10 protein-coding genes and 1 pseudogene are annotated in these 13,720 nt (G+C 73.1%); 7 read left to right on the top strand and 4 right to left on the bottom strand.

The genetic code is table 11. The features are described from left to right. Window positions 1-56 precede the first annotated feature (56 nt). The 3 genes and pseudogenes from FHX74_RS07220 to FHX74_RS07210 all read left to right on the top strand — a co-directional run. Window positions 57-686 (top strand): TetR/AcrR family transcriptional regulator, encoded by a 630-nt coding sequence (locus FHX74_RS07220; RefSeq protein WP_182559402.1) that lies wholly within the window; start codon window positions 57-59, stop codon window positions 684-686. Continuing rightward, window positions 683-1,444, top strand: coding sequence for an ATP-binding cassette domain-containing protein (locus FHX74_RS07215; RefSeq protein WP_182559401.1), 762 nt, complete (start codon window positions 683-685; stop codon window positions 1,442-1,444). Before FHX74_RS07220 ends, FHX74_RS07215 begins: the two co-directional genes overlap by 4 nt. After that, window positions 1,441-3,501: pseudogene (locus FHX74_RS07210) on the top strand (YhgE/Pip family protein); the annotation flags it as partial. The gene FHX74_RS07215 and the pseudogene FHX74_RS07210, both read left to right, overlap by 4 nt. Here FHX74_RS07210 and FHX74_RS20180 read toward each other — a convergent pair. From FHX74_RS20180 to ilvA, 3 genes are all read right to left on the bottom strand, one after another. Next, complete coding sequence (locus tag FHX74_RS20180) at window positions 3,455-5,233, bottom strand: hypothetical protein (RefSeq protein WP_328823687.1); 1,779 nt, start codon at window positions 5,231-5,233, stop codon at window positions 3,455-3,457. The pseudogene FHX74_RS07210 and the gene FHX74_RS20180 sit on opposite strands and share 47 nt — an antisense overlap. 29 nt (window positions 5,234-5,262) lie before the next feature. Then, complete coding sequence (locus tag FHX74_RS07205; RefSeq protein ID WP_182559399.1) at window positions 5,263-6,054, bottom strand: glycosyltransferase; 792 nt, start codon at window positions 6,052-6,054, stop codon at window positions 5,263-5,265. 89 nt (window positions 6,055-6,143) lie between these two features. Further along, window positions 6,144-7,391: a threonine ammonia-lyase IlvA gene (gene ilvA / locus FHX74_RS07200; protein WP_182559398.1), complete on the bottom strand. Its 1,248-nt coding sequence runs from the start codon at window positions 7,389-7,391 to the stop codon at window positions 6,144-6,146. A 29-nt stretch (window positions 7,392-7,420) separates the two neighbouring features. Between ilvA and FHX74_RS07195 the strand changes: the two genes are divergently transcribed. From FHX74_RS07195 to FHX74_RS07185, 3 genes are all read left to right on the top strand, one after another. Beyond that, window positions 7,421-8,632, top strand: a complete 1,212-nt coding sequence (locus tag FHX74_RS07195; protein WP_182559397.1) for an arginine deiminase — start codon at window positions 7,421-7,423, stop codon at window positions 8,630-8,632. Between the two features lie 245 nt (window positions 8,633-8,877). Beyond that, window positions 8,878-9,369 (top strand): hypothetical protein, encoded by a 492-nt coding sequence (locus FHX74_RS07190; protein WP_182559396.1) that lies wholly within the window; start codon window positions 8,878-8,880, stop codon window positions 9,367-9,369. Window positions 9,370-9,376: 7 nt separating this feature from the next. Continuing rightward, on the top strand, window positions 9,377-10,918 hold the full coding sequence (locus tag FHX74_RS07185) for a multicopper oxidase family protein (RefSeq protein ID WP_182559395.1): 1,542 nt from the start codon (window positions 9,377-9,379) through the stop codon (window positions 10,916-10,918). A gap of 29 nt (window positions 10,919-10,947) precedes the next feature. On the opposite strand, the gene FHX74_RS07180 is transcribed toward FHX74_RS07185, so the two are convergent. Then, a complete protein-coding gene (locus tag FHX74_RS07180) occupies window positions 10,948-11,769 on the bottom strand; it encodes a glycerophosphodiester phosphodiesterase (RefSeq protein WP_182559394.1) in 822 nt (273 codons plus the stop codon). A 163-nt stretch (window positions 11,770-11,932) separates the two neighbouring features. Here FHX74_RS07180 and FHX74_RS07175 point away from each other — a divergent pair, with 163 nt between their 5' ends. Beyond that, complete coding sequence (locus tag FHX74_RS07175; protein ID WP_182559393.1) at window positions 11,933-13,591, top strand: alpha/beta hydrolase; 1,659 nt, start codon at window positions 11,933-11,935, stop codon at window positions 13,589-13,591. Window positions 13,592-13,720 lie beyond the last annotated feature (129 nt).

Here is a 13,720-nt window from a genome sequence, read left to right as displayed (position 1 = left end):
CTGAGTATCGATCGTGAGCACGAGAACGCGGCACCGTGAGAGAGCAGGAGCAGACCATGACCGAGACCGCCGAACGGCCGGCGCCGACCCGGCGACCGCCGCGGAGTGAGGTCCGCGCGGACGTCCTGGCCGCGGCCACCCGATCGTTCCTCACCCGCGGCTACCGGCGGACCAGCCTGAACGAGCTGGCCGCCGAGGCCGGCTATTCCAAGGGCGCGGTCTACAGCAACTTCGGCGGCAAGCCCGAGCTGTTCGCCGCGGTGGTCGCCGCCCGCGCCAGCGACTTCGCCGACCGTGCGCTGGCCCAGTTCGACGCCGTGCTCACCGAGGGTGAGCCGAGCGGCAGCACCGACGTCGTGGCCGCCCGGCTGGCTGGCTCGCTCACCACCGACGACCAGTGGCCGGTGCTGCTCGAGGAGTTCCGGGCGCTCGCCGCCGAGGACCCGCAGCTGCGGGCCGTCTACACCCAGTGGCGCACCGCCCAGCGCGACCAGCTGGCCGCGCAGATCGCCGCACGCCGCGCCGCCCTCGGTCGCCCCGATGCCGTCGACACCCAGGCCGCCGCGACCCTGTTGATGCTGCTGGTCAACACGCTCGCCCTCGAACGCCGCGCCGCCCCCGACGCGCTGCCGGCGTCGCTGGTCAGCAGCACGCTCGAGCTCGCGCTACGGAGCATCGTCCGATGAGCGCGTCCGCGGCCCCGGAGACGACCGGCCCGGCCGCGCTGGTCGTCGCCGAGGACCTGAGCCTGACCGCGCGCCGGCACACCGTCTGGTCCGGCCTCGACTTCGCCTTCGGTCCCGGCCTGGGTGCGGTCACCGGACTGACCGGCAGCGGCAAGTCGACATTGTTGCTCGCGCTCACCGGCCGGATGTCCGGCGTCCGCGGAGGACTGGCCGTCGCCGGGATCGACGCCGTCGCGGACGCGCGGAGGGTGCGGGCCCTGACCTCGGTGGCGCGGATCGACACGATGATCGACCTCGAGGGCCGGCTCACCGTCGGCGAGTCGGTCACCGAGCGCGCGCTGATCGAGCGGGTGCCGACCGCCGAGGCCGGCGCCCGCATGGCCGCGCTGGCCGCGCAGCTCGACCTCCCCGACGACCCGGACCGGCTGGTCGACGACCTCGACGCCCTCGACCGCACGGTCTTCGCGGTCGCACTGGCGCGACTCCGCCCGGCCGTGGTCACGGTGCTCGACGACGCGGACCGCGGGCTGACCGTGGCCGAGCAGCACCGGCTCTACGACGCCCTGGAGACGCTGGCCGGTCACCACACCGCGATCGTGGTCAGCAGCCGCGAACCGGCCGCGCTGCCCCGTCGGACCCCGGTGGTCGACCTGTCCGCAGCGCCTGGGTCGGATCCGGCCCCCGACCCCCAACCAAACCCGGCATCCGACGCCGAGCACGACGTCCACCCCAGCACCGAACCGAGACGATCACGATGACCTTCCGCCCGCTCCAGGCCTTCCCGATCTCCCGGCTGGCCCGGTACGAGTTCCGCCGGTTCCGCGGCCCGCTGCCCAAGATCGCGTTGATCTTCGTCGCGCTGGTCCCGGTGCTCTACGGCGCCATCTACCTGACCGCCAACTGGGATCCCTACGGCAAGCTCGACCGGTTGCCGGTCGCGGTGGTGAACACCGACCAGGGCGCGACCTTCGACGGCAGGCAGATCCACGCCGGCCGTGACTTCGTCGACAGCCTGGTGGCCAAGCGCACCTTCGACTGGCACCAGGTCGACGCCGCCGAGGCCGAGCGAGGCCTGCGCGACGGCGACTACTACCTGGTGGTCGACGTCCCGTCGACGTTCTCCGCCGACCTGATCAGCGGAGCGGGCGACGACCCGCGCCGGGCGAAGATCAGCATCCGCCGCGACGACGCCAACGGGTTCGTGGTCGGCAGCATCACCAACTCCGCGCAGAACAGCATCGCGCGCGCGGTCGACGAGTCGGCCGAGGCGTCCTACTTCGACGCCGTGTTCGCCAACCTCAAGCTCATCCGCTCGGGGATCTCGGACGCCGCCGGTGGTGCCGGGAAATTGGCCGACGGTGCCGCCGGAGCCCGCGACGGTGCCGCCACGTTGGACACCGGGGCGGCCTCGGCCGCGCGGGGCGCACGGACGCTGGCCACCGGCGCGAGCGAGCTCGACCGCGGGCTCGGCACGGCCCGGACCGGCGCCGCGAACCTGGCCACCGGACTGGACACGCTCGACCAGCGGTCGGGCGACCTGGCCACCGGGGCCCGGCAGGTCGCCGCCGGCACCCGGACGCTCGACCAGACCGTGGTGCCGCCGCTCAAGCAGGTCCAGCAGAACCTGCCCGCGCTCCGGAAGAGCGCCCAGCAGGCGGGCGCCACGCTCAGCGACGTCGCCGACCGCGCCGCCGGGCGGACCGCCTCGGTGGCCTCGGACCTGGACACCGCCTCGAGCGCGCTGGCCCAGCTGAAGCGCGACCATCCCGAGCTCGCCGACGACCCGAACTTCACCCGGGTCAGCTCGGCGGTGAGCAGCGCCTCCGGACGCGCCGACGGCATCGCCACCGCGACCCGCGACGGAGCCACGACCATCGACGACCTGACGAACCGGTTGCAGGGCAAGGACAGCCTGTCGGCGCGGATCACCAGGATCACCGACAGCCTGGACCGGCTGGACCGCGGCGCCCAGCAGGTCGCGACCGGCGCCGGGCAGCTGCACACCGCGCTCGGCACCGCCTCGACCGGCGCCGACACCCTGTCCAGCGGTATCGACTCGGCCGCCACCGGGGCCCACCGGCTCTCCGCCGGGGCGAGCTCGCTGTCCACCGGACTGGGCACCCTGGCCACCGGCACGCACCAGCTGCACACGGGGCTGACCACCCTGGCCACCGGGGCCGACACGCTCCACGACAAGCTGGCCGCGGCGGTGGACCGGATCCCGGCCCCGACCAGCGCCGAGCAGGACCGCGCCGTCCAGGTGCTGTCCTCCCCCGCCGACGTCACCACCACCATCGACCACCCGGCGACCTACTACGGCCGCGGTCTGGCGCCGCTGTTCTTCTCGATCGCGTTGTGGGTGTTCGGGATCTCGGTGTTCCTGGTGGTCCGCCCGATCACCGCCCGCGCGCTGGCCGGCCGGATCGACCCGCTCCGGCTGGCTCTCACCGGCTGGCTGCCGATCGGCGCCCTGGCCACCGTCGGCGGGCTGCTGATGGTCGGGACGGTCTGGCTCGGGCTCGGTCTCGATCCGGTGCACCCGTGGCTGCTGCTGCTCACCGTGGTGCTGGCCAGCGTCAGCTTCTCGCTGATCGCCCACCTGCTGCGCACCGCGCTGGGGACGCCCGGCTCGTCGCTGCTGCTGGTGCTGCTGATCCTCCAGCTCACCTCGGCGGGCGGCACCTATCCGGGACCGCTGCTGCCGGGCTTCTTCGCCGCGGTCGGCAAGGTGATGCCGATGACCTACCTGATCGACGCGTTCCGGGTGGTCATCTCGGGAGGCCAGCCGGGTCATCTGGCCCGGGACCTGCTGGTACTCGCGGCGGTCGCGCTGCTGGCCCTGGCGGCGTGTGCGCTGGTGGTGCGACGACGGAAGCAGTTCCGGCTGCGGGACCTGCACCCGCCCCTGATCGCTCCCTGACCGGGTCCGACGGCTGGTCGGTGACCGTCACGGTCAGCCCGTCCGTGTCGTGGTCCGGCCCGGTGCTGTGCTCGTGGTGCGGCCGGTCGGTCCAGCGCCGCGGCTTCGGGAACGGCCACCACAGCAGCTGCCGGCGTTCGGGGTCGCGCCACCAGAGCACGATCATCACCAGCACCAGGATCTGCGCGATCGGCGAGAGGGTGTCGCGGATCCGGTGCGCGGTGACGTCGAGCGCGTGGCCGAACTCGATCGCCCGGCCCGGGACGTAGGCCAGCGACAACGGCACGCCGCGGAACACCATCACGCTGTCGAGCCGGGTGCCGGCCAGCACGGCCAGCGGGGCCCAGGCGATCAGGTCGTACCAGCTCAGGGTGTACATCGAGCTGACCAGCCAGGCGGTGGAGATCACCAGCGCCGTGCGGAGCGCGATGGTCAAGGGGTCGCGCTGCGGGTCCGCGCCCGCGGGCAGGCCCGGGGCCGCCCGCCACGGCACCACCCGGGACAGGATCCAGGCGATGAAGATCAGCACCAGATAGCTGATCACCCCGACGATGATCTTGCCGGTGCGCGGCGTGGTGAGGTGCGCGAACAGGGTGTACATCGGGTTGACCCACGAGCCCACCGAGACGTAGCCGCCGTTGCGGATGGCCTGGAAGAACGCGGTCGGCTTCCACAGCCCGTAGGCCAGCCCCATCGGCACCAGGGTGCCGAGACAGAGCAGCGCCGCCTTCTTCGGCTCGCGCCGGTAGGCCCAGAGCATGGCGATGCCCCAGATCCCGATGCTGATCTTGGCGCAGCCGGCCAGCCCGATCCCGATCCCGGCGCCGAACGGCGTCTTGCGCACCATCAGCATCGCGGCGACCGCGAACATCACCGACATCGCCTCGTTGTGCGCCCCGGCCACCACCGCCCAGATCAGCAGCGGGTTGGCGATGGTGAACAGCGCGGCCCGGGCCTGCCGGCCGGCGTCGCCGTGGGCCAGCATCACCACCAGCAGCGACATGACGATGAACGGCACCACGGCGCAGACCTGCAGCCAGAAGACGATGTCGTGCATGTTGGTGCCGCCGAGCTTGTTGGCGGCCAGCTGGCTCCAGGACAGGATCGGGCCGTAGACGCTCGGGGTGTCCTGCCAGGGCCGCTCGGTCCAGTGCAGCACCGGGTCGTACTGGCTGCGGAAGATCTCGGCCGGGGTGATCGTGTACGGATCGATCTTGAGCACCTGCAGCCGGCCGTACGCCGCGTACATCAGCACGTCGGCCGAGGTCAGCGGCGGCACCGTGATGGTCAGCAGGCTGAGCGCGGTGCCGAGCGCGAACAGCCGTTTCCAGGCCGGTCGCCAGCCGTCGCGGAGGGCGCGCATCGCGAACCACAGCCCGAACCCGCCGACGATGATCGAGGCCCAGACCAGCGCGGACACCACCCACTCGTTGGGCACCACCACGCCGTGCGGCAGGTACCAGGGCGGCAGCAGGCTCTTCCGCGGGCCGAGGGTGAGCGTGACCACCGAGGGTCCGAGGAACCCGGCGACCAGCACCAGCGCGGTGGCCGCCACGATCCCGGCCAGCCCGATCCGGTGGTCGCGGTGCCAGACCCGCGGGACGAAGCCGGTGCGCGGCTCCCTCACCTCGCGCCCGAGCGGTCGGACCGCCGCTGTCACCGCTTGAACCGCTGGAGCAGCCCGGCGACCGGGGAGGAGCTCTTCAGGTCGTCGAGCGCGTTCCCGACGAAGCCGCGGGCGGCCAGCGCCCGGGTCACGTCGCGGAGCTGCTTGGCCCGGTGGAGCTGCCCGGCCAGGTCGGTGCCCGAGGCGCGGTGCCGCAGGTCGACGTCCACCTCGCGGACCCGCAGCCCGGCCCGGCAGACGTCGATGGTCATCCCGACCTCGACCCCGAACCCGGCGGCCAGCGGGCTGGCCAGCTCGAAGGCACGACGGGTGAGGCAGCGCTGCCCGGAGAGCGGCGCCTTGGCCTCGAAGCCGGCCAGCTCGGCGATCCCGCGTCGGGCGGTGCCCATCACCAGCCCGAACCCGCCGGCGTCGGCCCCCTCGGGGGTCTGCTGGGCGGGCAGCACCCCGATCACCAGGTCAGCCTCGTCGTCCAGCACCGGGGTGAGCAGCGGGCCGGCGTTGGCCGCGCTGTCGGCCAGGTCGGCGTCGAGCAGCAGCAGGGTGCCGCACTCGGGTCGCCGGTCGCGCTGCTCGAGCACACCGATCGCGTTGACCGCGGAGTCGAGCGCGGCCGCCTTGCCGCGGTTGCGGTCGTGGTTGACCACCACCGCGCCGGCGCCGTGGGCGTACTCGGCGGTGTCGTCGGTGCTGCCGTCGTCGCAGACCACCACCAGCTCGACGTGCGGCAACGAGCGCGCCGCCGTCACCGTGTCGGCGATGCGCTGCTGCTCGTTCTTGGCCGGGATGACGACGGCAACCCGGGAGAGCGCGGCGGACACGTCGCCCAGGGTAGTGCCCGGCCACCCGGCCCGACGCAGCCTCGGCTGAGTGCCGCCGGACGGGCGGCCCGGCGATCAGACCCCGGCGATCAGACCAGGTAGCGGAACACCGGGTTGTCGGGGTCGATCTGCTCGGCCCGGATCGGCGAGGCGGCCAGGCTGGCCAGCAGCCGGTCCAGGTCACCGGGCGTCCCGAGCTCGATCCCGACCAGCGCCGGCCCGTACTCGCGGTTGGTCCGCTTGACGTACTCGAACAGCGTGATGTCGTCCTCGGGCCCGAGGACGTCGTCGAGGAACCGTCGCAGCGCACCGGGCTCCTGCGGGAACTCGACCAGGAAGTAGTGCTTGAGGCCGGCCGAGACCAGCGCCCGCTCGGCCACCTCGGCGTAACGGCTGATGTCCTGGTTGCCACCCGAGATCACCGCCACCACGTCGGTCCCGGTGCCCGGCGAGGTCAGCCGGAGGGCCGCCGGAGCCAACGCCCCGGCCGGTTCGGCGATCACGCCCTCGGTCTGGAAGAGGTCGATCATCTCCTCGCAGACCAGCCCGTTGTCGACGCTGAGCACCCGGAGCGGGCCGGGATAGGCGGCGATCAGCGCGAACGGGTGCGCGCCGACCTGCCGGACGCAGGCACCGTCGACGAAGCTGTCGATCCGGTCGAGCGCGACCGGACCGCCCTCGCCCAGCGCGGCGGTCAGGCTGGCCGCGCCGGCCGGTTCGACCGCCAGCACCGGCGTGTCCGGGTGGTGCTCGGCCAGCCAGCTCAGGCACCCGGCCAGCAGCCCACCGCCGCCGACCGGGACCACCACCAGGCCGGGCCGGCGGCCGAGCCGCTCGAGCTCGTCCCAGATCTCGCGGACCACCGTGCCCTGACCGGCCACCACGTCGGGGTGGTCGAAGGCCGGCACCACCACCCGGCCGCTGGCCGTCGCGTCGGCCGCGGCCAGCGCGGCAGACTCGTCGTAGCTGTCGCCCTCGACGACGAGCTCCACCAGCTCGCGGCCCAGCGCACGGATCCGGTCGCGCTTCTGCCGCGGAGTGGTGCGCGGCACGTAGATCCGGGCCGGGGTGCGGAGCCGGGCACTGGCGAGGGCGACGCCCTGGGCGTGGTTGCCGGCGCTGGCGCAGACCACGCCGCGCGCGGCCACCTCGGGGGCCAGCCGGCTGATCAGGTGGTAGGCCCCACGGAGCTTGTAGGACCGGACCACCTGGAGGTCCTCGCGCTTGAGCCAGACCCGGTCCCCGGTGCGCTCGCTGAGCCGGGTCGACAGCTCGAGCGGGGTCCGGGTCACCACGCCGGCCAGCCGGTCGAAGGCCGCGTCCACCGAGCCCGTCACCCGTCCATCATGCCGGTAGGGTCGCCGCCATGGCTGAGCGAGCGGAGGGGCGGACGGCCGCGGTCGGCGTCCGGTCCGAGGTGGGCCGGCTGCGGACGGTGATGCTGCACCGACCGGGCCCCGAGCTGCGGCGGCTGACCCCGCGCAACAACGACGCGCTGCTCTTCGACGGCATCCCCTGGGTCGGCCGGGCCCAGGAGGAGCACGACGCCTTCGCCGACGCGCTGCGCGGTCACGGCGTCGAGGTGCTCTACCTCAGCGAGCTGCTGACCGAGGCCCTCGGGGTGGAGGAGGCCCGGGCCCGGGCCATCGACCTCACCTGCACCGACCTGCGGCTCGGAGCCACCCTCCGCGCCGCCCTGGTGGCCCGGCTCGGCGACCTCGCCCCCGACGAGCTGGCCGGCGTGCTGATGGCCGGACTCCGCAACGACGAGCTGACCGGGGTGCACAGCCTGGTCACCGGGCTGTTGCCGCCCGAGGAGTTCCTGATCGACCCGCTGCCCAACCTGCTGTTCACCCGCGACTCGAGCGTGTGGATCGGCGACCGGGCCGCGGTGACCTCGCTGGCCATGCCGGCCCGGCGCCGCGAGACCCAGCTGACCGAGCTGATCTACGCCCACCACCCGCGGTTCGCCGGCGTGCAGCTCATCCTCGGCTGGGGAGCCGAGCCGGTCGAGGGCGGCGACGTGCTCGCGCTGGCCGAGGGCGTGCTGGCGGTCGGGGTCGGCGAACGCACCACGCCGGCCGGGGTCGAGCGTCTGGCCACCACCGCTTTCGACCTCGGGCTGGCCCACACCATCCTGGCGGTGCCGATCGACCAGGACCGGGCGACCATGCACCTCGACACGATCTGCACGATGGTCGACACCGACGCGGTGGTGATGTACCCGAACGTCGCGCACCGGCTGGCCGCGGTGCCGGTGACCCGCGACGAGGGCGGGACGCTGCGGCTCGGCCCGTCGCGCCCGTTCCTCGAAGCCGCCGCGGCGGCGATGGGCATCGACCGGCTGCGGCTGATCGACACCGGGCTCGACCCGGTCACCGCCGAGCGCGAGCAGTGGGACGACGGCAACAACACCCTGGCCATCGCGCCCAACCTCTGCGTGGCCTACGAGCGCAACGTCGAGACCAACGCCCGGCTCGAGGAGGAGGGCGTCGAGGTGGTCCGGATCTCCGGTTCGGAGCTCGGCTCCGGCCGCGGCGGGCCGCGGTGCATGTCCTGCCCGGTGCTGCGCGACTGATCCGGTGCTGCGCGACTGATCCGCTGCTGCGCGACTGATCCGGTGCCGCGCGACAGAGCGTCGCCGCGGGAAAGCGCCCTCACCGGCCGGACAGCCCACCCGGAGGATGAGCGGCGTCATCCTGCAGGGTGATTCTGCGGACTGATCGTCAGAAAATCGCAGCATCAGCGGCGCAGAAGGTCCATGCTGAGAGCCAGCCAAGGGCCACCCGCTGGGGGTGCGGCCCGTCCAGCGTGGGAGCAGTCATGAGAATCGTCTACCGGGTGCTCGGGTACCTGATCGCCGCGCTGGTCGCGGTGCAGGCGGCGGCGGTCGCCTACGGCTTCTTCAGCCTCGGCAAGTACATCGAGGGCGGTGGCTCGATCGACCAGGCCGCGATGAACAACCCGAACTTCACCTTCCCCGGCGTCGAGGGTCTGGCGGTGCACGGAATGTTCGGGACCATGGTCGTCCCGGGCGTCGCGCTGCTCTTCCTGATCGTCGGGATCATCACCCAGGTGACGACCAAGATCAGGGGCGCGCTGCTCTGGTCGGTGATCACCCTGGTGGTCACCGTGGTCCAGGTCGCGCTCGGTCTCGGCGCGCACAGCGTCCCGCAGCTCGGCATGCTGCACGGCATCGTCGCGCTCGGGCTGTTCGCGGTGGCCTTCATGGCCGCGCACCGGATCGGCCGGGCGTCGGCGCCCACCACGGTCGAGGCCGCGCCGGCGCGCTCGGCCGAGCCCGTCGCCGGCTGACGCCGGGATGGAGCCTGATCAGCCGGCACCGGCGCGCCGACGGGGCGGCCGCCGGCTCCGGCTGATCATCCCGATCGCCTCGGTGCTGCTGGTGATCACGCCGCTCGGCGTGTTCTGGTACCGCAGCCTCACCGGCAGCGCCTACTCCGCGGTGTCGATGGGCGACGCCGACTGGGGCGGCGGACCCGGCGGGTCGATGGCCGGCATGGCCGGGATGGACGGACCCCCCGGTACCGGGAGCCCGGCCGTCCCGATCACCACCCTGGTCGCCGATCCGAAGCGGCCGGCCGACGTCCGTGTCGACCTGGTGGCCCGGCAGCAGACGATCACCGTCGGCGGGCAGACCCTCGACGGCTACACGCTCAACGGCCGAACGCCCGGACCGACGATCACCGCCACCCAGGGGCAGCTGGTCGAGGTGCGCGTCCACAACGCCTCGGTGGCCCGCGGCCTCACCCTGCACTGGCACGGGGTCGACGTCCCCAACGCCGAGGACGGCGTGGCCGGCGTGACCCAGGACGACATCGGCTTCGGCCAGGACTTCACCTACCGCTTCGTCGCCGACCAGGTCGGGACGTTCTGGTACCACTCGCACCAGGTCTCCGACGCGCAGGTGGCGGGCGGCTTGCTCGGCGCGCTCGTCGTCCGACCCCGCGGTGGCGGACCCGGCGGCAGCGGGGATCGTCCGGTCGCCGCCGACGTGGTCGCGCTGGCCCACGGCTACGGGGCGGTCCGCACGCTCGACGGCCGCCCCGGCGACCAGCGGGTGCCGGTCGCCCCCGGCGCCACCGCCCGGGTCCGGGTGATCAACACCGACAACGGCCCGATGGCCGTCTGGTCCTCGAGCCCGTACACGGTGGTCGCGGTCGACGGCACCGACGTGCACCGGCCCACGGCGGTCACCGAGCGGTACGCCACGGTCACGGCGGGTGGCCGGCTCGACCTCGCGGTGACGGCGCCGGCCGACGGGAGCGCCGCCCGGGTCCAGATCGGCACCGACACCGCGGTGCTGGTCGGCCGCGGCGCGCCGGCCGTCCCGGTCCGCCAGCCGTCCGCCGAGCTCGACCTGCTCTCCTACGGTGCCCCGGCCGCGCTGCCGTTCGACCCGGCCCGGGCCACCCGGCACTTCACCTACAGCATCGGGCGGCGACCCGGCTTCGTCCACGGCCGGCCGGGGATCTGGTGGTCGATCAACGGCCGCCTCTATCCGCGGGTGCCGATGTTCATGGTCCGCACCGGCGACGTGGTGATCATGGACGTCTCCAACCACAGCGGCCAGGTGCACCCGATGCACCTGCACGGGCACCACGCGGTGGTGCTGTCGCGCAACGGCGTCGCGGCCACCGGCAGCCCGTGGTGGGTCGACTCGCTCAACGTCCGCGACGGCGAGAGCTACGTGATCGCCTTCCGCGCCGACAACCCGGGCATCTGGATGGACCACTGCCACAATCTCACCCACGCCAGCCAGGGCATGGTCGCGCACCTGGCCTACGAGGGGTACAGCACGCCGTTCACCATCGGCGGTCCGCACGGCAACGACCCCGAGTGACGCGCTGGTCGCCGACGCGGCCGCGCGTCTCAGCCGAGCCGGTGGGTGAGCCCGTGGTCGCGCAGCACCGCCAGCACCCGGTCGGGGAAGTCGGTGGTGAACCCGGTAACCCCGACCTCGAGGCAGAACGCGACGTCGTCGGGGTCGTTGACCGTCCAGACGTGCACCGCGTTCCCGCGCCGACGGGCGCGGGCCACGAAGTCGGGGTCGGCCCGGACCAGGGCGAGGTCCGGCCCGACGATCCGGATGCCGTCGGGCAGCCGGCCGTCGGCGACCGGGGCCAGGGTGCGTTCGACCAGATAGGTGCGCGGCACCTGCGGCAACAGCCGTCCGACCCGGGCCAGCGAGGCCGGGGCGAAGCTGATCACCCGCGCCGGTGAGCCGGCCACGTCCCAGCCGCGGTCGGTGACCAGCGCGGCCACCCGGTCGTCGACCGCGAACCCGCGCGGATTGGGGTGCTTCGTCTCCAGGTTGAGGCTGATCCGCACGCCGTCCTCGATCGCCCGGGCGGCGAGGTCGAGCAGGTCGGTGCAGGTCACCAGCGCACCGTCGTCCGGACGCGCGCCGAGCTTGGCCCGGCGCCGCGCGCCGAAGTCGACCTCCCGCAGCTGGGCGGTGGTCCGGGCGAACACCGGGCCGCTCCGGTCAGTGGTCCGGTCGAGGTCGAGGTCGTGCAGACAGACCAGGGTGTCGTCGGCGGCGAAGTGCAGGTCGGCCTCGAGCCCGAGCGGGATCGCCTCCGCGGCCGCGAACGAGATCGCCTCGCGATAGGCCGCCCGGGTCATCTCGGGCACCCGGCCGCTGAAGCCCCGGTGGGCGAAGATCACGAGCGGCTCGTCCTCCGTCGTCACGGCCGCAGTCAACCACGGCGACCCACGACCGGCGTCGCTCCCGCGGCCGGGGTGCTTGCGCGAGCGGGTCGGCGGCTGGCACGGTGACGGTGCGTCGGCTCCGGCCGCGTCCTGCTCGCCCCCGTCCGCCTCCCCGCACCCCCCACCGGAATCGAGGCCCCCGATGCGTCGTCGCCTGCTCCGCTCCCTGCTCGCGCTCACCCTGGTCGCCGGCACGCTGACCGCGGGCGGAAGCGTCCCGACGGCCGGTGCCGCACCCGCCCGGCCGAGCGGTCCGGCCGCGCCGGCGGGCGACACCGTCACGCTGGGCCGCAGCACGGTGGCCTGGAAGGCCTGCAGCGATCCGCTGCTCGACAGCTACGGTCTGCAGTGCGCGACGATCAAGGTGCCGCTCGACTACGCCAAGCCGTCGGGGACCAAGATCTCGGTCGCGGTCTCCCGGCTCCGGCACACCAGCGCGCACTATCAGGGCCCGATGCTGATCAACACCGGCGGTCCCGGCGGGTCGGGCCTGCTGGGCCCGGTCTACCTGGCCGGCTCGATGAACGCGATGGCCGACTACGACCTGATCGGCTTCGACCCGCGCGGCGTCGGCGCCAGCCGCCCGCTGGTCAGCTGCGACCCGAAGTACGCCGGCTTCAACCGCCCGGACTACCGGCCGTGGACGTCGAAGGAGTACGACGCCTGGATGAAGAAGACCCGCGCCTACACCACGGCGTGCGGCAAGAAGAACGGCAAGATCCTCGTCCACATGAGCACCCGGGCCAACGCCAAGGACATGGACAGCATCCGCAAGGCCCTGGGTGCGCCGACGATCAACTACTGGGGCTGGTCCTACGGCACCTACCTCGGTCAGGTGTACGCCTCGCTGTTCCCCAAGCAGCTGCGCCGGGCGGTGTTCGACAGCACGGTCGACCCCCGGCGGGTCTGGTACGGCGCGAACCTCGACCAGGACGTCGCCTTCGACAAGAACATGAACACCTGGTTCGGCTGGCTGGCCCGGTACGACCGCGTCTACCACCTCGGCACCACCCAGACCGCGGTGCGCAACCGGTTCTACGCGATCCAGGAGAAGCTTTACGCCAAGCCGGTGAACACCGCGCGCGGCCGGATCGGTGGCAGCGAGTGGATCGACACCTTCCTGGACGCCGGCTACTACCAGAGCAGCTGGACCAGCCTGGGGACGCTGTTCAACGCCTACGCCAAGCACAACGCGGCCGCCAAGCTCGCCGCCGCCTACCAGGACGCCAGCGGGTACGGCGACGACAACGGCTACGCGGTCTACCTCGGCGTCCAGTGCACCGACACCAGCTGGCCGACCAGCTGGTCGCGCTGGTCGAAGGACAGCTGGAACACCTGGGCCAAGGCACCTTTCGAGACCTGGGGCAACACCTGGTACAACGAGCCGTGCCGGCACTGGCCGGGCTTCTTCCAGAAGCCGGTCCCGGTGGTCGACAAGGGGGTCTCGAGCATCCTGATGATCGACGAGACCCTGGACGCGGCGACTCCGTACAGCGGCAGCCTCGAGGTGCGCAAGCGGTTCCGCAACGCCCGGCTGGTGGCCGAGCCCGGCGGCACCTCGCACGCCATGAGCCCCGGCTGGAACAGCTGCGTCGACGCCCGGATCCAGGCCTACCTGGCCACCGGGGCGATGCCACGCCGGGTGTCGAACCACGGGGCCGACGCGGTCTGCACGGCCACTGCGCAACCGGACCCGACCGCCTTCGACCGGAGCGCGGCCCGCACCGCGCGCCCCTCGGGCCCCTCGGACCGCGCCCTCGAGCTGATCAACCAACGCCACCGCGCGGTCGGCCGCCCCTGAGCACCCCCGCACACAGCGCCCTGAGCCTGTCGGAGGGCGCTGCCACCACGGCGGCGATCACCCCACCCTGAACCCGGGATCGAGGCGAAACGCTCGCCCGTGAAGCGATCCCGTGCCTACGATGACCGC

Origin of the sequence: Microlunatus kandeliicorticis, assembly GCF_014137855.1 — a bacterium.
Lineage (GTDB): Bacteria > Actinomycetota > Actinomycetes > Propionibacteriales > Propionibacteriaceae > Microlunatus > Microlunatus kandeliicorticis.
This window is presented reverse-complemented; position numbering and strand designations above follow the sequence as displayed.